This window comes from Streptomyces sp. NPDC020489 (assembly GCF_044386545.1).
Taxonomy (GTDB): Bacteria; Actinomycetota; Actinomycetes; order Streptomycetales; family Streptomycetaceae; genus Streptomyces.
Window position 1 is genome coordinate 108,534 of sequence record NZ_JBIRUZ010000009.1, and the last position, 21,987, is coordinate 130,520.

Here is a 21,987-nt window from a genome sequence, read left to right on the forward strand (position 1 = left end):
TCGCCGATCAGTGCAACGGAGTGAGCCGAAGGGGCGCGCCGGCGTCGAGAGCGTGAGCGCGCGCCGAAGGGTCGCGCACGGTCGTGGCCTCGACACCGGCTCTGGCGCCCCGTGGGCGGACGACGTCATGACGGCGCGCGGAAGTGACGCTCCAGCCCCCGCCACACGTCGTCGTAGTGCCGTTGCAGGTGGTCCGCCTGGGCCGCGTGCGCGGTGAGCGTCACCGGCCAGCGGGTCTCGAACATGAACGCCAGCCCGTCGTCCACCTTCTGCGGCTTCAGCTCGGCCGCGCTCGCCCGGTCGAACGTCTCCCGGTCCGGACCGTGCGCCGACATCATGTTGTGCAGCGAGCCGCCGCCCGGGACGAAGCCCTCCGCCTTCGCGTCGTAGGCGCCCTCGATCAGGCCCATGTACTCGCTCATCACGTTCCGGTGGAAGTACGGCGGCCGGAAGGTGTCCTCGCCCACCAGCCAGCGCGGCGCGAAGACGACGAAGTCCACGCCCGCCAGACCCGGGGTGTCCGACGGGGACGTCAGCACCGTGAAGATCGACGGGTCCGGATGGTCGTAGGAGATGGACCCGATGACGTTGAAGCGGCGCAGGTCGTAGACGTACGGGACGTGGTTGCCGTGCCAGGCGACCACGTCGAGCGGGGAGTGGTCGTAGGTGGCCGTCCAGAGGTTGCCGCAGAACTTGTTGACCACCTCGACCGGGCCCTCGACGTCCTCGTACGCGGCGACCGGGGCCTTGAAGTCCCGTGCGTTGGCGAGGCCGTTGGCGCCGATCGGGCCGAGGTCGGGGAGTTGGAAGGGGGCGCCGTAGTTCTCGCAGACATAGCCGCGCGCGGAGGCGTCGAGGAGCTCCACGCGGAAGCGGACGCCGCGGGGGATCAGGGCGACATGGCCGGGCTCGGCGTGCAGCAGGCCGAACTCGGTGCGCAGCAGCAGGCCGCCCCGTTCGGGGACGATCAGCAGCTCGCCGTCGGCGTCGCTGAAGACGCGGTCCATGGAGTCGGTGGCGTGGTAGAGGTGCACGGCCATGCCGGTGCGCTGGGTCGTGTCGCCGTTGCCGCCGAGGGTCCACAGGCCGGCCAGGAAGTCGGTCCCCTCGACCGGCTCCGGCAGGGGGTTCCAGCGCAGCCGGTTCGGGTCGGGTACGGACTCGGTGAAGGGCGCCGAACGGATCCAGCCATTGTGCGTGTGCGTGAACGCCGGATGGGCGGCCGACGGGCGGATCCGGTACACCCAGGACCGGCGGTTGTGCGCGCGGGGCTCGGTGAACGCCGAGCCGCTGAGCTGTTCCGCGTAGAGGCCGAGAGGCGCGCGCTGCGGTGCGTTGCGGCCCTCGGGCAGTGCGCCGGGGACGGCCTCCGAGCTGTGCTCGTTGCCGAAACCGGAGAGGTAGAGCAGCCCTTCCGCGGTCTTCCGCGCTCCGCCACGCTCGGACCCGCTCGCGCGGGAGGTGCCCCCATCGCTCATGATCGCTCCCTTGCGACTCTGATTCCTATGCATCACCGTAGGATTGCGGTTTCGGTGGCGCAAGGGGGTTCCGGGAGCGGTTTGTGAGGGCGGGCCTCCTCATCAGGGAGGAGGAGAACCAGACTCCAGGTGGATTCGAGGTTCGGAACATTGTTCTAGTCTCCCGGGCATGTCGTGGACGCGGACGCTGCCGGCCGCGCTCGCGGTCTGTGTCCTGCTGCTGACCGGAACCGCGAGCTGTGGATTCGGTGATGCGCACAAGGAGCAGGAGGGGGCGGTGTCGCCGACCCCCGTGGGCAAGGTGCTGGACGACACCGACGAGGACGGCCGGCACTACCGGGAGGTCGGCGGCGAGGACGCCCCCGAGGTGGACATCGAGGTGCAGCCCGACACCGACGACGGCTGGGACGTCCGCCTGACCGTGCGCCACTTCCGCTTCTCCCCGCCGGGCGCGAAGCCGAAGGCGGTGGAGGGGCGCGGTCTGGTGTACCTCTTCGTGGACGGCAGGCTCGTCTCCCGGCTGCGCACCCCCGACTGCCACATCCCGGCCAGCCTCGTCCCGCGTGGCACGCACACCGTCACCGCACGGCTCCACGCCGACGACGGCACCGTCTGGGCCGTCGACGGCGAGCCCGTCGAGAGCGCGGCCGACGTCACCGCGTCCGGCGCGCAGGCCTCGCCGCAGGCCACGTCCGGGCCCTCCGCGCTGAGTGCGCCGGCCGGCCTCGCGCGTACCGGGGGGCGAGGTTCACCGGACCGCGGCGGACGGGCATCATGATGCCCGTGCCCCACGCGACATCGCTACGCCGAGCGCCCGTGCAGCGGCGCAGCGCCGAACGGCTGACCAGGATCCTCGACGCCTGCGCCGACCTCCTCGACGAGGTCGGCTACGACGACCTCAGCACCCGGGCCGTCGCCCAGCGCGCGGGCGTCCCCATCGGCTCCGTCTACCGCTTCTTCGGCAACAAGCGGCAGATGGCCGACGCCCTCGCCCAGCGCAACCTCGAACGCTTCACGGCCCGGGTCGCCGAACGCCTCCAGGAGACGCCGGACGGCGGCTGGCGCTCGGCCATGGACGCCGTGCTCGACGAGTACCTCGCCATGAAACGCACCGCCCCCGGCTTCTCCCTCGTCGACTTCGGCAACCAGATCCCGGTCGGCGCCCGCCACGCCGAACCCAACCACCGCGTCGCCGACCGCCTCACCGACCTCCTCTCCGGATACCTGCGCCGCGCGCCGGACGACGACCTGCGCCGCACCTTCCTGATCGCCGTGGAAACCGCCGACACCCTCGTCCACCTCGCCTTCCGGGTGGCCCCGGAGGGGGACGCGAGGATCATCGAGGAGGCCCGGGAGATGCTGCGGGCGTATCTGGCACGCGTGCTGGACTGACCGCGCCTCGCGGTTTCGCGACCTCACCCCCGGTCACCCCTCCCCAGCACACCTACCGGTCGGTATGCTCGCCCGCACAGGCATCGTCGCCCCGGGAGGACCCGTGCCCCGCACCGCTCTGCGTATCTGCCCGCTCTGCGAGGCCACCTGTGGTCTGACGCTGACGATCGAGGGGAGCGCGGTCACCGGCGCCCGCGGGGACCGCGACGACGTGTTCAGCAAGGGGTTCATCTGCCCCAAGGGCGCCTCCTTCGGGGCCGTCGACCAGGACCCCGACCGGCTGCGGGCCCCGCTCGTGCGCAAGGACGGGGAACTGCGGGAGGTCAGCTGGGAGGAGGCCTTCGACGCGGTCGCCGCCGGGATCCGGCCGGCCCTGGAGCGGTACGGGGCGCACTCCGTCGGCGTCGTGCTCGGCAACCCCAACGTGCACACCATGGCCGGCGCGCTGTACCCGCCCGTGCTGCTCGCCGGCCTCGGCACCCGCAGCGTCTTCACCGCCTCCACGGTCGACCAGATGCCCAAGCACGTCTCCAGCGGGCTCCTCTTCGGCGACGCCAACGCCATCCCGGTGCCCGACCTCGACCACACCGACCATCTGCTGCTGATCGGCGCCAACCCCCTGGAGTCCAACGGCAGTCTGTGCACCGCCCCCGACTTCCCCGGCAAGCTCAAGGCGCTCAAGGCCCGTGGCGGCACCCTCACCGTGATCGACCCGCGGCGCACCCGCACCGCCCGGCTCGCCGACCGCCACCTCGCCATCCGCCCCGGCACCGATGCCCTGCTCCTGGCAGCGATGACGTACACGCTCTTCGAGGAAGACCTCGTGGACACCGGGGAGTTGACCCCCCACCTCCAGGGAACCGACGAACTCCGGGAAGCCGTCCGGGACTTCGCCCCCGAGGCCGTCGCCGGAGCCTGTGACATCGACGCCGGCACCATCCGCACCCTGGCCCGCGAACTCGCCGCCGCCCCCACCGCCGCCGTCTACGCCCGCATCGGCAGCTGCACCGTCCCGCACGGCACCCTCGCCAGCTGGCTCGTCGACGTCCTCAACATCCTCACCGGCAACCTCGACCGCCCCGGCGGCGCCCTCTTCCCGCAGGCGGCCACCGACCGCACCCCCCGGCCCGCCGGACCCAGCCACGGCTTCGCGCTCGGGCGCTGGCACTCCCGGGTGAGCCGGCACCCCGAGGCCAAGGGCGAGCTGCCGATCTCCGCGCTCGCCGAGGAGATCGACACCCCGACCCCGGACGGCGAGCCGATCCGCGCCCTGATCGCCGTCGCCGCCAACCCCGTGCTCTCCGTGCCGGACGGCGACCGGCTCGACAAGGCGCTGGACGCGCTCGACTTCATGGTCAGCGTCGACCCCTACCTGAACGAGACCTCCCGCCACGCCGACGTCGTGCTGCCCCCGCCGCCGCCCTCGCAGAGCCCGCACCACGACTTCGCCTTCAACACCCTCGCCGTGCGCAACCAGGTCCGCTACACCCGCCCCGCCGTCCCCCTGGAGCCCGGCCGGATGGCCGAGACCGAGATCCTGGCCCGGCTGGTCCTCGCCGTGACCGGCATGCACGGCGCCGACCCCTCGGCCGTCGACGACCTCGTCATCGGCCAGACCCTCGGCAAGGCCGTCAAGGAGCCCTGGTCCCCGGTGCACGGCCGCGACCCGAAGGAACTCGCCGCGCTGCTCACCGGAGTCGGCGGCCCCGAGCGGCGCCTCGACATGATGCTGCGCCTGGGCCCCTACGGCGACGGGTTCGGCGCCCGGCCGGACGGGCTGAGCCTGGAGAAGCTGCTGGCCCATCCGCACGGCATCGACCTCGGGCCGCTCGCGTCCCGGCTGCCGCAACCGCTCAAGACACGCAGCGGCAAGGTCGAACTGCTGCCGGGGCCGATCGCCGACGACCTGCCACGCCTGCGGCGCGCCCTGGCCGAGCGGCCCGAGGGGCTCGTCCTCGTCGGCCGCCGCCATCTGCGCTCCAACAACAGCTGGATGCACAACGTCCCCGCCCTCACCGGCGGCACCAACCGCTGCACCCTGCACATCCACCCCGAGGACGCCGAGCGGCTCGGGGTGGCGGACGGGGCGGCCGTACGCGTGAAGGGGGCCGGGGGAGAGGTGATCGCCCCGGCCGAGGTCACCGACGGCGTACGCCCGGGCGTGGTGAGCCTGCCGCACGGCTGGGGCCACGACCGCCCCGGCACCCGGCTGACCCACGCGCTCAAGGAGCCCGGCGTCAACGTCAACCAGCTCCTCGACGGCAGCCTGCTCGACCCCCTGTCGGGCAACGCGGTCCTCAACGGCATACCCGTGCAACTGGCCACCACGGCAACCCTGTGAGCAGCGCAAAGCTGTGACCAGCAGTTTTGCGCTTATTGCTCGCATGTCAACGTCTTGTTAACGCCGCTTGACGGGACCTAACGTCAACGCACTGCCGACTCCGGTGGGAGTTCAAGGGCGAACGTTAGGTATCCACTCATGCTGACCATCCTCGGCTTCGCCATGATCGCGACCTTCCTGGTCCTGATCATGCTGAAGAAGATGTCGCCGATCGCGGCGCTCGTGCTGATCCCGGCATTGTTCTGCGTCTTCGTCGGGAAGGGCGCCCATCTCGGTGACTACGTCATCGACGGCGTCACCAGCCTCGCCCCCACGGCGGCGATGCTCATGTTCGCGATCGTCTACTTCGGTGTGATGATCGACGTCGGCCTCTTCGACCCGGTCGTCCGGGGGATCCTGAAGTTCGCCAAGGCCGACCCGATGCGGATCGTGGTCGGTACGGCGATCCTCGCCGCGATCGTCTCGCTCGACGGCGACGGCTCGACCACCTTCATGATCACGGTCTCGGCGATGTACCCGCTGTACAAGCGCCTGAAGATGAGCCTGGTCGTGATGACCGGTGTGGCCGCCATGGCCAACGGCGTCATGAACACCCTGCCGTGGGGCGGCCCGACCGCCCGCGCCGCCACCGCGCTCAAGCTCGACGCCAGCGACATCTTCGTCCCGATGATCCCGGCCCTGCTCGTCGGCCTGCTGGGCGTCTTCGTCCTCGCGTACTTCCTGGGCCTGCGGGAGCGCAAGCGGCTGGGTGTGCTGACGCTGGGCGAGATCCTGGTGGAGGAGAAGGTCGAGGAGAAGGAGTCCGAGACGGTTCTCGTGGGCGCCGGTGCCGGCTCCGGCGCGTCCGGCACCGAGAAGGTCACCGGCGGCTCCGGCTCCGGCACCGACGCCGAGGAGGGCGACGAGGAGCGCTTCGCGGTCCTCGACCCGCACCGCGCCACCCTGCGTCCCAAGCTCTACTGGTTCAACGCGCTGGTCACCGTCACCCTGCTGACCTCCATGATCATGGAGTGGCTGCCGATCCCGGTGCTGTTCATCCTCGGCGCCGCGCTCGTGCTCACCGTGAACTTCCCGCACATCCCCGACCAGAAGGCCCGGCTCGCCGCCCACGCCGACAACGTCCTGAACGTCTCCGGCATGGTCTTCGCGGCCGCCGTCTTCACCGGCGTCCTCCAGGGCACCGGCATGGTCGACCACATGGCCCGCTGGATGGTCGACGTCATCCCCGAGGGCATGGGCCCCCACATGGCCCTCGTCACCGGCCTGCTGAGCCTGCCGCTCACCTACTTCATGTCGAACGACGGCTTCTACTTCGGTGTCCTGCCGGTCCTCGCCGAGGCCGGCGCCGCCCACGGCGTCTCGCCGCTGGAGATGGCCCGCGCCTCCCTCGTCGGCCAGCCCCTGCACATGTCCAGCCCGCTCGTCCCGGCCGTCTACGTCCTGGTCGGCATGGCCAAGGTCGAGTTCGGCGACCACACCAGGTTCGTGGTCAAGTGGGCCGCGCTGACCTGCCTGGTCATCCTGGTGGCCGGGCTCGTGTTCGGGATCGTCTGACCGATCCGACGAAGGCCATCCGACCGACGACCCGATGAAGGACCCGACCATGGCGCCCGGCAAGAACCGCGGCTGGCTGCTCCGCCTCGTCATCGCCTTCGCCTTCGCGCAGGGGGCGGTGTCGATGGCCCGGCCCGCCGTCTCCTACCGGGCGCTGGCGCTGGGCGCGGACGAGCGGGCGATCGGTGTGATCGCGGGGGTCTACGCCCTGCTCCCGCTGTTCGCGGCGGTCCCCCTGGGGCGCCGTACCGACCACGGCCGGTGCGCGCCCCTGCTGCCGGCCGGCGTGGTGCTGATATCCGGCGGCTGTGCGCTTAGCGGTCTGGCGAACTCCCTCTGGGCGATGGCCGTCTGGAGCGGCGTGATGGGCCTCGGCCACCTCTGCTTCGTGATCGGCGCCCAGTCCCTCGTCGCCCGTCAGTCCGCCCCGCACGAACAGGACCGCAACTTCGGCCACTTCACCATCGGCGCCTCCCTCGGCCAACTGGCCGGCCCGGTCGCCGCTGGCGCGTTGATCGGTGGCCGGGACATGGCGGGCACGAGCGCTCTCGCGCTGATCGTCGCGGGGGCGGGCGGCGCGGTCGCGCTCACCTCGCTGTGGCGCGTCGAGCACCGCGACACCGCGGCCACGTCCCGTCCGGGGCACGGCGAGCGGGTTCCCGTCGGGCGCATCCTGCGCACCCGGGGAGTGCCCGCCGGCATCTTCGTCAGCCTCGCCGTGCTCTCGGCGACCGACATCCTCACCGCCTATCTGCCGGTCGTCGGCGAGCACCGCGGCATCGCGCCCTCCGTCATCGGACTGCTGCTCAGCCTGCGCGCGGCGGCGACCATCGCCTGCCGGCTGGTGCTGACCCCGCTGCTGCGACTGCTGGGCCGCAGCCTGCTGCTGACGGTCACCTGCCTGCTGGCCGCCGTGCTGTGCGCGGGTATCGCCCTGCCGGTCCCGGTGTGGGCGCTGGCCCTGATCCTCGCGCTCCTCGGTTTCTGCCTCGGCGTCGGACAGCCGCTGTCCATGACGACCGTGGTCCAGGCGGCCCCCGACGGCGCCCGCTCGACGGCCCTGGCGCTGCGTCTGACGGGCAACCGCCTGGGCCAGGTCGCCGCTCCGGCCACCGCGGGCCTGGTCGCGGGCGTCGCGGGGGTGGCGGCGCCGTTCGTGATGCTCGGCGCGCTGCTGCTGATCTCCTCGGGCGTGGCGCTGCGCTCCCCGGCGAGGACGGTCGCCGAGCCCGCTGGGTCCGCGGAGCCCGCTGGGTCCGCCGAGCCCGCGGAGCCCGTCGAGCCGGTCGAACCGCGTCGGCCCGGGACGGCGTTGGGCCGGAAGAGCGATGGCTGACGCGTCGTAGGGCGGGCCTCCCCCCTTTCGTCGCGGATATGTGACAGAGAGTCAGGTGAAGTGCGATTTGTACGAAAATCGTCTGACTCGGAGGCTTCGCATGTCCACCACGTCTCTTCCACGCCGCGCCGGTGCCCGCGCCGCCGCCCTCGCCGCCCTGACCCTCGCCGGCTCCGTCGCCGTCGGGGCGCCCGCCGCCCTCGCCGCGCCCGGCGACAACGGTGACGTCAAGGTCCACGAGGTGGGCACCCCCTTCAGCGACCAGCGCGACCAGCCCAAGGTCTGCGACTTCTACCTCTCCGCCTTCAAGTTCGACCCGAACGAGAAGGTCCACTGGATGATCGACGAGCACCCCATGGGCCAGGGCGCCCCGCACGACCTGGAAGGCGACTTCACCGCCGGCGCCGACGGCTCGGGGCAGACCATCCCGCTCGGACTGCCCAACGGCATGTACAAGCTCACCTGGACCACCGACAAGGGCCATGGGGCGGGCAAGTTCAAGGTCTTCAAGGTCGACTGCGCCACGCCCAAGCCCAGCCCGAGCGTGCCCGGTCCGAACGGCGGTCCGCCGGCCGGCGGTGGCGGGATCGCGCGCGACCAGGCGTTCGGGCCGGTCGCCGGCGCCGCGGCCGTAGGCCTGGCCGCGGTCGGCGGGACGGTGTGGTTCCGTCTCCGTCGCCGCCCGCATGGCGCGTAGACGCCGACGCAGGCCCTGGTACCGGACGCGCGCCTACCGCCTGGCGAGAACGGTCGTGGTGACCGTCTCGCTGGTGGTGGGCGGCGTCTGGTGGGCCCAGGGCGAGGAGTCCGGCCGGGCGGTCGAGGCCGCCCGGCCCGGCCCCCCGGCGGCCCCCGCCCGGGACGCGACCGACGCGCGCGGCACCGCCCAGCGGCGCCCCGCCGCGGCGCCGCCCACCCGGGCGGAACCCCCGCGCCGCCGGGCCGCGCCCCGGCGGCCCCCGACGCCGACACCGCCGAGGGCGGCCCCGCCCCCGCGGACCGCCCCCGCCCCGAGGGCCACCGCGCCCCGGGCTCCCGCGCCGCGGCCGCGTCCCCTGCCGCGCTCCCGCGCCATCCGCCTGGTCATCCCCTTCCTGAGCCTCGACGCCCCGGTCATGAGCCTCCGGCTCGACCGTGACCGGCGGCTGCCCGCGCCTCCCGACGACGACAAGAACCTGGTCGGCTGGTACGAGGGCGGCCCGTCCCCCGGACAGCAGGGCACCGCCGTCGCCGTCGGCCACCTCGACACCGACAGCGGTCCCGCCGTCTTCGCCGGCCTCGGCGAACTCCGGCGCGGCCGCCTGATCGAGGTGCGGCGCGCGGACGGGCGTACGGCCGTCTACGCGGTCGACGCCATCAAGACGTACGAGAAGGACCGGTTCCCCAACCGTGAGGTGTACGGCGCCCGGGGCCGTCCCGAACTGCGCCTGATCACCTGTGGCGGCACCTACCACCGCAGGACCGGATACTCGGGCAACGTCGTCGTCTTCGCGCACCTCGTCACGACCCGCGAGCCCCCGGCGCGGACCGCGCCCCGCAAGCCCCCGGCGAGGACGGCGCCCCGCAAGCCCCCGGCGGGAACCGTGAACCGCGAGCCCCCGGCGAGGACCGCGCCCCGCAAGCCCCCGGCGGGGACCGTGACCCACGGGCCCCCGGCGAGGGCCGCCCGGCGCTGAATGTGGCCGTCCGTTTTCTCACTTGCTGGACGGTGGCGTCCGATCTTGCCCGTTCCCTTCCCCCGACTGCGCACATTCCGTTAACTTCCGTGACCCACAGGCCCCGTTCGACCCGTTCGGGGCGTCAGGCCACGGAGCATTCAGCGCTCAGTCAGCCCCCGGGGGCACCTGTCATGACACGCGCCATCTCTCTGCACGACGTGAGCAAGAGCTACACCCGGGGCAACCGCGTGGTGGAGCGACTGTCCCTGGACATCGAGCCCGGCGAGTTCCTCGTCCTGCTCGGGCCCTCCGGCTGCGGCAAGTCCACCGTGCTGCGGATGATCGCCGGGCTCGAGGAGATCGACGAGGGCGAACTGCTGCTCGACGGCGAGTACGCCAACGAACTGCCGCCGGCGGGCCGGGACATGGCGATGGTCTTCCAGAACTTCGCCCTCTACCCGAGCATGACCAGCCGCGACAACATCGGCTTCCCGCTGCGCTTCGAGTCCCCCGGCGCCGACCCGCGCCCCCGCGTGGACGCCACCGCCCGCATGCTGGGCATCGAGGAACTTTTGGACCGCCTGCCCGCCCAGCTCTCCGGTGGCGAACGCCAGCGCGTCGCCATGGGCCGGGCCATCGCCCGCCACCCCTCCGCGTTCCTGATGGACGAGCCGCTGTCCAACCTCGACGCCAAGCTCCGCAACCACCTGCGGGCCGAGATCTCCGCCCTCACCCGGAAGCTGGGCGTCACCACGGTCTACGTCACCCACGACCAGGGCGAGGCCATGTCCCTCGGCGACCGGGTCGCCGTCCTGCGCGGGGGAGTCCTGCAACAGGTCGGCACCCCGCGCGCGGTCTACGCCCTGCCCCGCAACGTCTTCGTCGCCGCCTTCATCGGCACCCCGCGCATCAACCTCCTGCGCGGTCTGGTCCGCGCCCCGCTCGACGGCGCGATGACCATCAGCCTCGGCAAGCAGTTCCTCCGGCTGCCCGAACCCCTCTCCCTGGACCACCAGATGCTCCGCGTCCAGCAGGGCCGGGAGGTCATCGTGGGACTGCGCTCGGAGGCGGTGCGCATCGCCAAGCCCTCCGCCGCGCGCCCGGGCGAGATGGTGCTCACCGGTCTGGTGGAGCACGTGGAGTTCCAGGGGCACGAGGTCCTCGTCCACTTCGACACCGGCTCCAGCCCCGCCGTCGTCCCCGACCTGGAGGCCCCGCGCCCCGCCGTCCGCCCCGCCCGGCGCCGCCGTCGCGAGGGCGGCCCCGGTGTGCTGGACCGGCTCAGGAGCCGCGCGGACGCCCTGCGGGCGGGCCCGGTCGTGGTCCTCGACCACCCCACAGGCGGCGAGCCCCCTGCCCCGGCGCCCCCGGAGGGCCGCCTCCCCGGCGACCTCATCGTCCGCACCACCCCCGACATCGACCTCCGGCACGGCATGCAGGTCCCTCTCCTGGTCGACCTCGCCCACCTGTTCGTCTTCGACCAGCACGGCGAGCGGATCTGCCCGGCCCCGGCGCGGCTGCCCGATCTGGAACAGTGACCCCCGCCAGGGCGGGCGCGGACGGGTGCCCATGGCGCGGGCGGGAGGCCGTGGGGAGGGTGGACGGCAGGGTCCGGGCCGACGTCTGATGGCATGAGTCACGTACCGGGACGTCTGGCGCCCGAAAACTATCGTCGCTAGTTTATGAACCGGACTGCGCCGGACGGTCGCTGGTTGGGCACCGGGCCGCGCCGGACGTACGACACGGCCCCGCCGGGAGGAAAGCACGATGAAGGCACACGACGGCATGTACATCGACGGCGCGTGGCGGCCCGCCGCGGGCCGGGACGCGATCGACGTCGTCAACCCGGTCGACGAGCAGGTGATCGGCCGGGTCCCGGCCGGGACCGCCGAGGACGTCGACACCGCCGTACGGGCCGCCCGCGCCGCCCTTCCCGCCTGGGCCGCGACGCCGCCCGCGGAGCGCGCCGCCCGGCTGGCCGCCCTCCGGGACGTCCTGGTGGACCGCAAGGACGAGATCGCCGAGACGGTCACCGCCGAACTCGGCTCGCCCCTGAAGTTCTCCGAGAACGTCCACGCCGCCGTCCCCCTCGCGGTCGCGGGCTCCTACGCCGAGCTGGCGGCCACGTACGCCTTCGAGGAGCAGGTCGGCAACTCGATCGTCCGCCAGGAGCCGATCGGCGTGGTCGGCGCGATCACGCCCTGGAACTACCCGCTGCACCAGATCGTCGCCAAGGTCGCCCCGGCGCTCGCGGCGGGCTGCACGATCGTCCTGAAGCCCGCCGAGGACACCCCGCTGGTGGCCCAGCTCTTCGCCGAGGCGGTCCACGAGGCGGGCGTCCCGGCGGGCGTCTTCAACCTGGTCACGGGCCTCGGCCCGGTCGCGGGCCAGGCCCTCGCCGAGCACCCGGACGTCGACCTGGTCTCCTTCACCGGCTCCACGGCCGTCGGCCGGCAGATCGGCGCGACGGCCGGTGCCGCGATCAAGAAGGTGGCCCTGGAGCTCGGCGGCAAGTCCGCCAACGTCATCCTGCCGAGCGCCGACCTCGCCAAGGCCGTCAACGTCGGCGTCGCCAACGTGATGTCCAACTCCGGCCAGACATGCAGCGCCTGGACCCGGATGCTCGTCCACCAAGACCGGTACGAGGAGGCGGTCGAGCTCGCCGCCACTGCCGCCGCGAAGTACGGCGACCGCATCGGCCCGGTCGTCAACGCCAAGCAGCAGGCCCGGGTGCGGGGTTACATCGAGAAGGGGGTCGCCGAAGGGGCCCGGCTGGTCGCCGGTGGCCCCGAATCCCCGCGTGAGCGGGGCTGGTTCGTGGCTCCGACGGTCTTCGCCGACGTCACCCCCGACATGACCATCGCCCAGGAGGAGATCTTCGGCCCGGTCCTGTCGATCCTGCGCTACGAGGACGAGGAGGACGCCCTGCGCATCGCCAACGGCACGGTCTACGGCCTCGCGGGCGCCGTCTGGGCGGGCGAGGAGGCGGAGGCGGTGGCCTTCGCGCGCCGGATGGACACCGGCCAGGTCGACATCAACGGCGGACGCTTCAACCCCCTTGCCCCGTTCGGCGGTTACAAGCAGTCCGGCGTCGGCCGCGAGCTCGGCTCGCACGGTCTCGCCGAGTACCTCCAGACCAAGTCCCTCCAGTTCTAGGAGCGTTTTGTGGTTCGCGCAGCAGTCCTTCCCGCCGTGGGCGCTCCGTTGGAGGTCACCGACATCGAACTCCCGGACCCCGGCCCCGGCCAGGTCCGCGTCCGCCTCGCCGCCGCCGGCGTCTGCCACTCCGACCTGTCCCTGTCCAACGGCACCATGCGCCTGCCGGTGCCGGCCGTCCTGGGCCACGAGGGCGCCGGGACGGTCGTCGCCGTCGGCGAGGGCGTCGGCGGGGTCGCGCCCGGCGACGGTGTCGTCCTCAACTGGGCTCCCTCCTGCGGAAGCTGCCACGCCTGCTCGCTCGGCGAGGTCTGGCTGTGCGCCAACGCGCTGAACGGCGCCGCCGAGGTCCACGCCCGCACCGCCGACGGCACCGACCTGTACCCCGGCCTGAACGTCGCCGCGTTCGCCGAGGAGACGGTCGTGTCCGAGTCCTGCCTGCTGCCCCTGCCCGAGGGCATCCCGCTCACCGACGCGGCCCTGCTCGGCTGCGCCGTCCTCACCGGCTACGGCGCCGTCCACCACTCGGCGCGAGTCCGCGAGGGCGAGACGGTCGCGGTCTACGGCGTCGGGGGAGTCGGCCTCGCCGCCCTCCAGGCCGCCCGGATCGCGGGTGCCTCGAAGATCGTCGCGGTCGACGTCTCGCCGGCCAAGGAGGAACTGGCCCGTGAGGCCGGCGCCACCGACTACGTCGTCGCCTCGGAGAACACCGCCCGCGAGATCCGCGGCCTGACCGGCAAGCAGGGGGTCGACGTCGCCGTGGAGTGCGTGGGCCGCGCGACGACCATCCGCACCGCCTGGGACTCCACCCGCCGCGGCGGCCGTACGACGGTCGTCGGCATCGGCGGCAAGGACCAGCAGGTGTCCTTCAACGCCCTGGAGATCTTCCACTGGGGCCGCACCCTCTCGGGCTGCGTCTACGGCAACTCCAACCCGGCCGAGGACCTGCCGGTGCTCGCCGGGCACATCCGCGCGGGCCGCCTGGACCTGGGCTCCCTGGTGACGGAACGGATTGCCCTGGACGGCATCCCGGCGGCCTTCGAGAACATGCTCGCGGGCAAGGGCGGCCGGGCGCTGGTCGTCTTCTAGGACCTGCCGCGGCACGGGGAGGCCCCGGCCACCCGGTCGCGCCCTGTCCCCGGCCCCGCTGGAGGCCGGGGACACCGGCATGCCCCCGGCAACCTTGAACACTCAGGGCGACCTTCCCGTCCGGGGCGCACGGTCGCCGCGGGCCAGGCCGGTTCACGCCGAGGTCGTACGGTCGCCGCGGGCCAGGCCCGTTCACGCCTAGGTCGCACGGTCGCCGCGGGCAGCCCCGTTCACGCCGACCCGGTGACCTTCGCGGGCCGCCGTCCCCCGGCCGCGGCGGTCCGCGAGCGGGACACCGCGACACCGGCCAGACACAGCGCCCCGCCCGCCAGCGTCAGGGCCCCCGGCACCTCGTCGAGCGCCAGCCAGGACATCAGCACGACCAGCGCGGGCACGGCGTACGTGGTCGCGCCCATGCGTCCCGCCGTCGTACGGGCCAGGGCGTACGCCCACGTGGTGAAGGCCAGCGCGGTCGGGAAGACGCCGAGATAGACCATGTTGAGGGTCGCGGACACCGGTGCCCGCGCCGCCTCACCGGCCAACTGCCCGGCGAACGGCAGGCACAGCACCGCGCCGACGAGACAGCCGTACGTGGTCACCTGCAGCGCGCTCGCCGACGCCAGGGCCGGCTTCTGGGCCACGACCCCGCCGGCGTAGGCGACGGCCGCGAGCAGACACAGCGCGACGCCGAGCACGGACGACCCGCCCTCGCCCGACATCGACAGCCCCACGGTGACCGCTCCCGCGAACGACACGGCCATCCCCGCGAGCAGCCTCGGCGGCAGGGCGTCGCCGAGCAGCCGCGCGCCGAGCAGGGCGATGAGGATCGGGCCGATGTTCACCACGAGGGCCGCCGTCCCGGCGTCGACCTGCTGCTCGCCCCAGTTGAGGGCGACCATGTAGACGCCGAACCAGAGGACGCCGGAGGTCAGGATGCCGGGCCAGGCGGCCCTCGGGGGCGGCCTCTCGCCGCGCACGAGGCAGATCAGCCCCAGGGCGAGGGTTCCCGCCAGCAGCCGTCCCAGCGCCAGGGCGCCGGGCGAGTACGCGGCTCCCGCGCTGCGGATGGAGACGAAGGCGGAGGCCCACAGGACGACCGTGACGGTGGCGGCTGCGGCGGCCAGGACGCCGGGACGGCGGGGGTTCATCATGCTCCCGAGGCTAGGAAGGGCGGCGAGGAAGGACTCGCGGATTTCGGACGGTGTGTCCGCGGGCGAGGGGGTGCGGCTCGCGCCGCTGTACGGGGGCTCAGCGGACCGTGTGCGCATCGATGCCCAGCAGGTCGGCCAGGGCCCGCTCACCGGCCGCCGTCACCTTCACCGCCCGCTCGGACCCGATCCGTACGCACCAGCCCGAGTCCAGCGCGTGGCGGCACAGCGCGGCGCCCGCGACCCCCGCGAGGTGGGGCCGGCGCTCGGTCCAGTCGAGGCAGGCCCGGGCCAGCGGCCGCCGGCTCGTGCGGTCGAGGGCGACACCGGCGCCGTCGAACCACGCCAGGCCCGCCTCCGTCAGCGCGAACCCGGTGTCCTGGCGCAGCAGTTCACGGGAGGTCATCGCGTCCGTCACCGCGGTCCCGAGCCGTCCCGCGAGATGGTCGTAGCAGGTACGCCCCCGGGCCATCGCCGATCCGGCGCTCGACTCCCGCAGCGTGCGCGGCCGTACCGCGGAACCCGGCGCGAGATGAGAGGCCAGCTCCTCCACCAGCTGGGCGGCCCGCACATCCGCGAGCCGCACGTACCGGTGCCGTCCCTGCCGCTCCTCGGTCAGCAGACCGCCGGACACGAGCTTGCCCAGGTGCTCGCTCAGGGTCGACGCGGCCACCCCGGCATGGCGGGCCAGCTCGCTCGCGGTCCAGGCCCGCCCGTCGAGCAGGGCCAGCAGGCACGAGGCCCGGGTCTCGTCGGCGACGAGACCGGCGAGGCGGGCCAGCTCCGCCGCCCGGGGATTCCTTGAGGTCATGCCTCCCAGGATGGGCCCCGGACGGTTCGGCGCCCGCCGAAGCGTGTCAGGCCGTGCGCCGGACCCGCTCGTACTGCTGGACCAGCCCGTCCAGCAACGCGGTCAGGCCCGTCTCGAAGGCACGCTCGTCGATCTTCTCCTGCTGCTCGGCCAGCAGATGGGCCTGCCCGAGGTGGGGATAGTCGGCCGGGTCGTACGCGCTCTGGTCGTCGACGAAACCGCCGGCGAAGGAGCCGAGCGCGGAGCCCATGATGAAGTAGCGCATCAGCGCGCCGATCGAGGTGGCCTGGGCGGGGGGCCACCCGGCGGCGACCATCGCGCCGTAGACCGCGTCCGCGAGCCGCAGTCCGGCGGGCCGGCGTCCCGGACCCCGGGCGAGCACCGGGACGATGTTCGGGTGGTCCCGAAGGGCGGCCCGGTAGGAGACCGCCCAGTCGTGCAGCGCGGTCCGCCACTCCCGGCCGTCCTCGAACATCGACAGGTCGACCTGCGCGCTGACCGAGTCGGCGACCGCCTCCAGGATCTCGTCCTTGGTACGGAAGTGGTTGTACAGCGAGGGCCCGCTGACCCCCAGCTCCGCGGCGAGCCGGCGCGTGGAGACGGCCGCGAGGCCCTCCGCGTCCACGAGCGCGCGTGCCGTCTCGACGATCCGGTCGGTGCTGAGGAGGGGCTTGCGCGGTCGGGCCATGGCGCACATAGTAGGGCTGCGATCAGAAACTAGCAGTGCTAATTTAAAACGCTGCTTTCCTGGATGTGCGGCCTTCGAAGGGGTGTGGTCTCGTGGTGAACCTGGAGCTCAGTCAGGAGCAGGAGGCCGTACGGCAGCTCGCCCGGGACTTCGTGGCCCGCGAGATCGCCCCGCACGTCATCGACTGGGACCGTGCCGAGGAGGTGGACTGGGGGATCGTCAAGAAGCTCGGCGAGGTCGGCTTCCTGGGCCTGACGATCGACGAGGAGTACGGCGGCTCGGGCGGCGACCACCTCGCGTACTGCCTGGTCACGGAGGAACTCGGTCGCGGCGACTCCTCGGTCCGCGGCATCGTGTCGGTCTCCCTCGGCCTGGTCGCCAAGACCATCGCGGCCTGGGGGAGCGAGGGGCACAAGCGCCGGTGGCTCCCCGGCCTCACCTCCGGCGAGCAGGTCGGCTGCTTCGGCCTCACCGAACCGGGCACGGGCTCCGACGCGGGCAACCTCACCACCCGGGCGGTGCGCGACGGCGACGCCTACGTCATCAACGGCACCAAGATGTTCATCACCAACGGCACCTGGGCCGACGTGGTCCTCCTCTTCGCCCGCTCCACCGACGCCCCCGGCCACAAGGGGGTCTCCGCCTTCCTCGTCCCGACCGACACCCCCGGACTGACCCGCCGCGCGATCCACGGCAAGCTCGGCCTGCGCGGTCAGGCGACGGCGGAACTGGTCCTCGAGGACGTGCGCGTCCCCGCGTCGGCGATGCTGGCCCCCGAGGGCAAGGGGTTCTCGGTGGCGATGTCGGCCCTGGCCAAGGGGCGGATGTCGGTGGCGGCGGGCTGCGTGGGCATCGCCCAGGCCGCGCTGGACGTGGCGGTGCGATACGCGGGGGAGCGCGAGCAGTTCGGCCGGTCGATCGCCCATCACCAGCTGGTACAGGAACTGATCAGCGACATCGCCGTCGACGTGGACGCGGCCCGCCTGCTCACCTGGCGGGTCGCCGACCTGATCGACCGGGGCGAGCCCTTCGCCACCGAGTCCTCCAAGGCCAAGCTGTTCGCCTCCGAAGCCGCCGTGCGGGCCGCCAACAACGCCCTTCAGGTCTTCGGCGGCTACGGCTACATCGACGAGTACCCGGCGGGCAAACTCCTGCGGGACGCCCGCGTGATGACCCTCTACGAGGGCACCAGCCAGATCCAGAAACTGCTCATCGGCCGCGCCCTCACCGGGGTCTCCGCGTTCTGAGTACGGCACCTGAGTACCTCGGCGGATGTGGCACCGGCCGCACCCGCCGAGACTCGACCCCATGAGTGACACCACGGGCAAGCCCCAGAACACCGCCGCCTTCTACGGCCAGGCGGTCGCCTCCTTCGCCGTCGCCATGGCCGCGACCGCGATCGGCATCTTCAAGCTGCACGCCGACGCCTGGGTGCGCGGCTTCCTGGCGATCGCCGTCCTGTACCTGGTCACCTCCGCCTTCACCCTCGCCAAGGTCATCCGCGACCGCCAGGACGCGCAGACCCGCGCGTACAGCCCCTTCGAAAAGCTCTGAGCGGCCACGCTAAGCGCTCGCTCACCCTCGGCGGTATGGTGGTGCCTCTGTCAGTGGAGAGGGGCAAGCGATGGGTACGGCGGAGGAGACGGCCGGTGGCGAGACGTCGGCGTGGGGCGAGGTCACGCCCGACGCGGCACGGAGGCTGCTGGTCGCCGCGGTGGAGGCCTTCGCCGAGCGCGGCTACCACGCCACCACGACCCGCGACATCGCGGGCCGTGCCGGCATGAGTCCCGCGGCCCTCTACATCCACTACAAGACCAAGGAGGAGCTCCTCCACCGCATCAGCAGGATCGGCCACGCCAAGGCCCTGGAGATCCTGCGGACGGCGGCCCGCCGCGAGGGCACGGCGACCGAGCGCCTCGCGGACGCGGTCAGCTCCTTCGTCCGCTGGCACGCCGGGGGCCGCACCACCGCCCGGGTCGTGCAGTACGAACTCGACTCCCTCGGCCCGGACGCCCGCGCCGAGATCCTCGCCCTGCGCCGCCAGTGCGACGCCGAGGTGCGCGGTGTCATCGAGGACGGCGTGAACTCCGGCGAGTTCGACGTCCTGGACGTCAAGGGCACCACCCTCGCCGTGCTGTCCCTCTGCATCGACGTGGCCCGCTGGTTCAGCGTCGACGGCCCCTGGACGCCCGACCAGGTCGGCGCGCTCTATGCCGACCTGGTGCTGCGGATGGTGGGCGTCGACCGCTAGCGGACGGGGCCCGGTAGACCACGTGCGGGGGCGCACGCCTGCGCTCGACGGTCCCTACAGGTAGTACCGGGAACGACCGACACGTGCAGTGGCGCACCCCTGCGCTCGACGGGGTCCCTACAGGTAGTACCGGGCCACCGACTCCGCGACGCACACCGGCTTGTCGCCGCCCTCGCGCTCCACGCTGAAGGCGACGGTGACCTGCACGCCGCCCGGCACGTCGTCGACCCCCGTGATCACGGCCGTGGCCCGCAGGCGCGACCCGACCGGCACCGGGGCGGGGAACCGCACCTTGTTGGTGCCGTAGTTGACCCCCATCTTGACGTTCTCGACCTTGATCAGCTGCGGCCCGAACAGGGGCAGCAGCGACAGGGTCAGGTACCCGTGCGCGATGGTGGTCCCGAACGGTCCGGCGGCGGCCTTCTCGGAGTCGACGTGAATCCACTGGTGGTCGCCGGTGGCCTCCGCGAAGAGGTCGATCCGCTTCTGGTCGACCTCCAGCCAGTCGGTGTACCCCAGCTGCTCGCCCACCGCGGCCTTCAGTTCGTCGGCTCCCGCGAACACCCTCGGCTCCGCCATGTCCAGCCTCCCGCATCGCAACGTCATGTCTAAGCAACTGCTTAGCATGGTCGTCGGGGACCCCCCTGTCAACGGACCGCCCAGGTAGGGTCCGAGGGGTGCCCCAGATTTCTGAGAAGATCCACGAGCTCACGGTCGGCCAGCTCTCCGCGCGCAGTGGCGCGGCCGTCTCCGCCCTGCACTTCTATGAGTCCAAGGGCTTGATCAGCAGCCGCCGCACCACGGGCAACCAGCGCCGCTACCACCGGGACACCCTGCGCCGCGTGGCCTTCGTCCGAGCCGCCCAACGCGTCGGCATCCCGCTGGCCACCATCCGGGAGGCCCTGGCCCAACTCCCCGAGGAACGCACCCCCACCCGGGAGGACTGGGCCCGCCTCTCCGAGACGTGGCGCTCCGAACTGGACGAGCGCATCAAGCAGCTCAACCGCCTGCGGGACCACCTCACCGACTGCATCGGCTGCGGATGCCTCTCCCTGGACACCTGCGTCCTGTCCAACCCGGACGACGTCTTCGGCCAACGCCAGGCAGGCTCCCGCCTGTTGGTGGAGCGGGGCACCCCGAGACCACCGCAGCGCGAGGACGCAGGACGCTGCGGCTGACCCACCCCGGACACGGCCGGGCGGCATCCCGGGCACGCCCCCGCGGCACCCCGGATACGGCCCGGAGGCATCCCGGGCACGCCCCGGTGGCACCCCGGGCCCACCCCAGCGGCATCCCGGATGCGGCCCCTGCGGCACCCGGGTGCCCCCGGGCGCCCCAGCGCCGACACGAAGCCCTGGTCCTGACCGGGGAAGCCCTCGCCCCGCCCGGGAGGCCCTCACCCCGCCCCGGGAAGCCCTCCCCGCCCGGGGAAGCCCTCGCCCCGCCCTACGACGAGCGCCGCCCCCACCCGTACTGCACGACTGCCGCGGCCACCAACTCGGCGTTGGACGCGGCCGGTTCGCCGTCGGGGAGGAGCAGTGTGTCCTCCAGTCCCACCCGGGTGTCCAGCCGCAGCCGTCCGGCCAGGCGCAGCACCGGCCAGGCGCCGCCGTCCTCGCCGTGCAGGAGGACCGGGCGGCGGGCGTCGGCGACCCTGATCCCGGCCAGCAGCTCGCGCGCCGTGTTCTCGGCGGTGTCCGGGGAGGTGTCGGTCACCTCGGCCAGCACCCGCAGCACCCGGGGCGCGAGCGGCGACGCGGCGAACCGGGCGACCGCGTCGGTGCCGGACCACAGGCCGGCCTCCACGCCCACGCCCCGGTCGAGCAGGGCGGCGGCCAGCTCCTCGGCCCCCTCCTCGTGCCAGTTGACGGAGGCGTGGTCGGGGAGCACGGTCCACTCCCGCACCCGCTCCAGCCGCCGCGCGGGATCCGGCTCCGCCCACGCGCCCGTGGTCACGCCGACCGGCACGGAGACCCGGGCCCGTATCGCCCGAAGAGTCTCCGCCAGCACCCGAGGGGACAACGTGTCATCGCCGCAGGGCGACTTGGGGTGGACATGGATGTCCGTGGCACCGGCCGCCACCGCCGCTGCCGCGGACTCGGCCATGTCCTGCGGCGACAGCGGCACGCCCGCACCGTCGGAGGCCCCTCGGGAACCGTTGAGACACACTTGCATCATGTCTCGATGGTGCCAGCCACCACCGACAACGGCCCCGGCGCGAGAGGCTCCTGTGGACAACTCGGCCGGCCCGGCGGACACCCGCCCACGCGGCCGGGCTGTTCGAAACGGGGGTGCGGCATCCCCGGCGCACCCCCGGTCGCGCTGCTCAGGCGGACACCAGCAGCCGTCCCCGTCGGGAGGCCGCCAGCGCCTCGGGCGTCAGCACCGGACTGGGGACCAGGATCCCGCAGTCCGTGCAGACAGGGCCCGAGGAGGGCTCGTGGGCCAGGTCGTACGTATAGGTCAGCTGTTCCCCGCCGCACACCGGGCACTCCGAGCCCGGCTCGCGCTCCAACGCGGAGATCAGCCTGCGCAGCACCTCGGCCAGCGGTTCCCGGGGGTGGCGCCGCGGGTCGTCGCACCACGCGACACCGAAACCGCCCCAGGTCAGCCGGTGCCAGTCATCGACACTGCCCGGCCTGCGCAGCCCGTCGTGCTTCTCCTTCTTGCGCCGCTCGGCGAACTCGACCTCGTAGGCCAGCCAGACCGAACGCGCCTCCTCCAACTCCTCCAGCGCGGCCACGAGTCGCGCCGGATCGGGGGACCGGTCCTCGGGACCGAACCCGGCCCGGGAGCACAGATGGTCCCAGGTCGCCCTGTGCCCGTAGGGAGCGAATCGCTCCAGGCACTTACGCAGCGAGTAGCGTCGCAGCGCCAGATCGCACCGCGGATCGCGCACCTGTCTCGCCAGACTCCGGAAACCGGCCATCGCCCTGCACCTCCGTCACACCTGCACCTGTACTTCGGTCACTTCGGCGTCGTCGCTTCGGACGTCGCCGAATAGACGTATCGACACGCGATTCGGCTCCATCCGATTTCCGATGCCTCCCATCAGCCTCCGGACCGGCTACCAAAACTTGACGCA

21 protein-coding genes are annotated in these 21,987 nt (G+C 72.8%); 14 read left to right on the top strand and 7 right to left on the bottom strand.

The window, feature by feature from the left end:
- Positions 1-125 precede the first annotated feature (125 nt).
- Positions 126-1,478, bottom strand: coding sequence for a homogentisate 1,2-dioxygenase (gene hmgA / locus ACH41F_RS24505; RefSeq protein ID WP_391240430.1), 1,353 nt, complete (start codon positions 1,476-1,478; stop codon positions 126-128).
- Positions 1,479-1,647: 169 nt separating this feature from the next.
- On the opposite strand from hmgA, the gene ACH41F_RS24510 reads away from it, so the two are divergent.
- The 10 genes from ACH41F_RS24510 (at position 1,648) to ACH41F_RS24555 (ending at position 14,004) form a co-directional block, all read left to right on the top strand.
- Positions 1,648-2,256 (top strand): hypothetical protein, encoded by a 609-nt coding sequence (locus ACH41F_RS24510; RefSeq protein WP_391240427.1) that lies wholly within the window; start codon positions 1,648-1,650, stop codon positions 2,254-2,256.
- Positions 2,253-2,870: a TetR family transcriptional regulator gene (locus tag ACH41F_RS24515; protein WP_391240425.1), complete on the top strand. Its 618-nt coding sequence runs from the start codon at positions 2,253-2,255 to the stop codon at positions 2,868-2,870. The genes ACH41F_RS24510 and ACH41F_RS24515 overlap by 4 nt, the downstream gene beginning before the upstream one ends.
- 103 nt (positions 2,871-2,973) lie before the next feature.
- Positions 2,974-5,211 carry a molybdopterin oxidoreductase family protein gene (locus ACH41F_RS24520; protein ID WP_398837540.1) on the top strand — a complete coding sequence of 746 codons (2,238 nt, stop codon included), beginning with the start codon at positions 2,974-2,976 and terminating at the stop codon, positions 5,209-5,211.
- Between the two features lie 138 nt (positions 5,212-5,349).
- Positions 5,350-6,765 carry a citrate:proton symporter gene (locus ACH41F_RS24525; protein WP_391240421.1) on the top strand — a complete coding sequence of 472 codons (1,416 nt, stop codon included), beginning with the start codon at positions 5,350-5,352 and terminating at the stop codon, positions 6,763-6,765.
- A gap of 49 nt (positions 6,766-6,814) precedes the next feature.
- Entirely contained in the window at positions 6,815-8,101 is a 1,287-nt protein-coding gene (locus tag ACH41F_RS24530; RefSeq protein WP_398837709.1) for an MFS transporter, read from the top strand.
- Between the two features lie 100 nt (positions 8,102-8,201).
- Positions 8,202-8,798, top strand: coding sequence for a hypothetical protein (locus ACH41F_RS24535; protein ID WP_391240419.1), 597 nt, complete (start codon positions 8,202-8,204; stop codon positions 8,796-8,798).
- On the top strand, positions 8,788-9,777 hold the full coding sequence (locus ACH41F_RS24540) for a class F sortase (RefSeq protein WP_398837542.1): 990 nt from the start codon (positions 8,788-8,790) through the stop codon (positions 9,775-9,777). The genes ACH41F_RS24535 and ACH41F_RS24540 overlap by 11 nt, the downstream gene beginning before the upstream one ends.
- A gap of 173 nt (positions 9,778-9,950) precedes the next feature.
- On the top strand, positions 9,951-11,297 hold the full coding sequence (locus tag ACH41F_RS24545) for an ABC transporter ATP-binding protein (RefSeq protein ID WP_398837544.1): 1,347 nt from the start codon (positions 9,951-9,953) through the stop codon (positions 11,295-11,297).
- Positions 11,298-11,526: 229 nt separating this feature from the next.
- The gene (locus ACH41F_RS24550) at positions 11,527-12,915 is read left to right on the top strand and encodes an aldehyde dehydrogenase family protein (RefSeq protein ID WP_391240411.1); all 1,389 of its coding nucleotides are present in this window, start codon (positions 11,527-11,529) and stop codon (positions 12,913-12,915) included.
- Positions 12,916-12,924: 9 nt separating this feature from the next.
- Positions 12,925-14,004 carry a zinc-binding dehydrogenase gene (locus ACH41F_RS24555; RefSeq protein WP_398837545.1) on the top strand — a complete coding sequence of 360 codons (1,080 nt, stop codon included), beginning with the start codon at positions 12,925-12,927 and terminating at the stop codon, positions 14,002-14,004.
- A gap of 230 nt (positions 14,005-14,234) precedes the next feature.
- Here the strand turns inward: ACH41F_RS24555 and ACH41F_RS24560 are convergent, their stop codons facing one another.
- From ACH41F_RS24560 to ACH41F_RS24570, 3 genes are all read right to left on the bottom strand, one after another.
- Positions 14,235-15,152 carry a DMT family transporter gene (locus ACH41F_RS24560; protein ID WP_398837710.1) on the bottom strand — a complete coding sequence of 306 codons (918 nt, stop codon included), beginning with the start codon at positions 15,150-15,152 and terminating at the stop codon, positions 14,235-14,237.
- A gap of 100 nt (positions 15,153-15,252) precedes the next feature.
- A complete protein-coding gene (locus ACH41F_RS24565) occupies positions 15,253-15,963 on the bottom strand; it encodes an ArsR/SmtB family transcription factor (RefSeq protein ID WP_398837547.1) in 711 nt (236 codons plus the stop codon).
- Positions 15,964-16,009: 46 nt separating this feature from the next.
- Positions 16,010-16,651 carry a TetR/AcrR family transcriptional regulator C-terminal domain-containing protein gene (locus tag ACH41F_RS24570; RefSeq protein ID WP_391240402.1) on the bottom strand — a complete coding sequence of 214 codons (642 nt, stop codon included), beginning with the start codon at positions 16,649-16,651 and terminating at the stop codon, positions 16,010-16,012.
- Between the two features lie 95 nt (positions 16,652-16,746).
- On the opposite strand from ACH41F_RS24570, the gene ACH41F_RS24575 reads away from it, so the two are divergent.
- The 3 genes from ACH41F_RS24575 (at position 16,747) to ACH41F_RS24585 (ending at position 18,902) form a co-directional block, all read left to right on the top strand.
- On the top strand, positions 16,747-17,898 hold the full coding sequence (locus tag ACH41F_RS24575) for an acyl-CoA dehydrogenase family protein (RefSeq protein WP_398837712.1): 1,152 nt from the start codon (positions 16,747-16,749) through the stop codon (positions 17,896-17,898).
- A 61-nt stretch (positions 17,899-17,959) separates the two neighbouring features.
- Positions 17,960-18,205, top strand: coding sequence for a YiaA/YiaB family inner membrane protein (locus ACH41F_RS24580; protein ID WP_391240397.1), 246 nt, complete (start codon positions 17,960-17,962; stop codon positions 18,203-18,205).
- A 70-nt stretch (positions 18,206-18,275) separates the two neighbouring features.
- On the top strand, positions 18,276-18,902 hold the full coding sequence (locus ACH41F_RS24585) for a TetR family transcriptional regulator (protein ID WP_391240394.1): 627 nt from the start codon (positions 18,276-18,278) through the stop codon (positions 18,900-18,902).
- Between the two features lie 117 nt (positions 18,903-19,019).
- Here ACH41F_RS24585 and ACH41F_RS24590 read toward each other — a convergent pair whose 3' ends face one another.
- Positions 19,020-19,481, bottom strand: coding sequence for a MaoC/PaaZ C-terminal domain-containing protein (locus tag ACH41F_RS24590; RefSeq protein WP_391240391.1), 462 nt, complete (start codon positions 19,479-19,481; stop codon positions 19,020-19,022).
- 98 nt (positions 19,482-19,579) lie between these two features.
- Between ACH41F_RS24590 and soxR the strand changes: the two genes are divergently transcribed.
- Entirely contained in the window at positions 19,580-20,080 is a 501-nt protein-coding gene (gene soxR / locus ACH41F_RS24595) for a redox-sensitive transcriptional activator SoxR (RefSeq protein ID WP_391240388.1), read from the top strand.
- 268 nt (positions 20,081-20,348) lie between these two features.
- Here soxR and ACH41F_RS24600 read toward each other — a convergent pair whose 3' ends face one another.
- Both ACH41F_RS24600 and ACH41F_RS24605 read right to left on the bottom strand, forming a co-directional pair.
- A complete protein-coding gene (locus tag ACH41F_RS24600; RefSeq protein ID WP_398837550.1) occupies positions 20,349-21,080 on the bottom strand; it encodes a 3-keto-5-aminohexanoate cleavage protein in 732 nt (243 codons plus the stop codon).
- Between the two features lie 148 nt (positions 21,081-21,228).
- Positions 21,229-21,831, bottom strand: coding sequence for a hypothetical protein (locus ACH41F_RS24605; RefSeq protein WP_391240382.1), 603 nt, complete (start codon positions 21,829-21,831; stop codon positions 21,229-21,231).
- Positions 21,832-21,987: the final 156 nt, after the last annotated feature.

Coding starts and splice junctions, on each gene's coding strand:
- hmgA (WP_391240430.1), bottom strand. CDS start 1,478: ATGAGCGATGGGGGCACCTCCCGCGCGAGCGGGTCCGAGCGTGGCGGA.
- ACH41F_RS24510 (WP_391240427.1), top strand. CDS start 1,648: ATGTCGTGGACGCGGACGCTGCCGGCCGCGCTCGCGGTCTGTGTCCTG.
- ACH41F_RS24515 (WP_391240425.1), top strand. CDS start 2,253: ATGATGCCCGTGCCCCACGCGACATCGCTACGCCGAGCGCCCGTGCAG.
- ACH41F_RS24525 (WP_391240421.1), top strand. CDS start 5,350: ATGCTGACCATCCTCGGCTTCGCCATGATCGCGACCTTCCTGGTCCTG.
- ACH41F_RS24530 (WP_398837709.1), top strand. CDS start 6,815: ATGGCGCCCGGCAAGAACCGCGGCTGGCTGCTCCGCCTCGTCATCGCC.
- ACH41F_RS24535 (WP_391240419.1), top strand. CDS start 8,202: ATGTCCACCACGTCTCTTCCACGCCGCGCCGGTGCCCGCGCCGCCGCC.
- ACH41F_RS24540 (WP_398837542.1), top strand. CDS start 8,788: ATGGCGCGTAGACGCCGACGCAGGCCCTGGTACCGGACGCGCGCCTAC.
- ACH41F_RS24545 (WP_398837544.1), top strand. CDS start 9,951: ATGACACGCGCCATCTCTCTGCACGACGTGAGCAAGAGCTACACCCGG.
- ACH41F_RS24550 (WP_391240411.1), top strand. CDS start 11,527: ATGAAGGCACACGACGGCATGTACATCGACGGCGCGTGGCGGCCCGCC.
- ACH41F_RS24560 (WP_398837710.1), bottom strand. CDS start 15,152: ATGAACCCCCGCCGTCCCGGCGTCCTGGCCGCCGCAGCCGCCACCGTC.
- ACH41F_RS24565 (WP_398837547.1), bottom strand. CDS start 15,963: ATGACCTCAAGGAATCCCCGGGCGGCGGAGCTGGCCCGCCTCGCCGGT.
- ACH41F_RS24570 (WP_391240402.1), bottom strand. CDS start 16,651: ATGGCCCGACCGCGCAAGCCCCTCCTCAGCACCGACCGGATCGTCGAG.
- ACH41F_RS24580 (WP_391240397.1), top strand. CDS start 17,960: ATGAGTGACACCACGGGCAAGCCCCAGAACACCGCCGCCTTCTACGGC.
- ACH41F_RS24585 (WP_391240394.1), top strand. CDS start 18,276: ATGGGTACGGCGGAGGAGACGGCCGGTGGCGAGACGTCGGCGTGGGGC.
- ACH41F_RS24590 (WP_391240391.1), bottom strand. CDS start 19,481: ATGGCGGAGCCGAGGGTGTTCGCGGGAGCCGACGAACTGAAGGCCGCG.
- ACH41F_RS24600 (WP_398837550.1), bottom strand. CDS start 21,080: ATGATGCAAGTGTGTCTCAACGGTTCCCGAGGGGCCTCCGACGGTGCG.
- ACH41F_RS24605 (WP_391240382.1), bottom strand. CDS start 21,831: ATGGCCGGTTTCCGGAGTCTGGCGAGACAGGTGCGCGATCCGCGGTGC.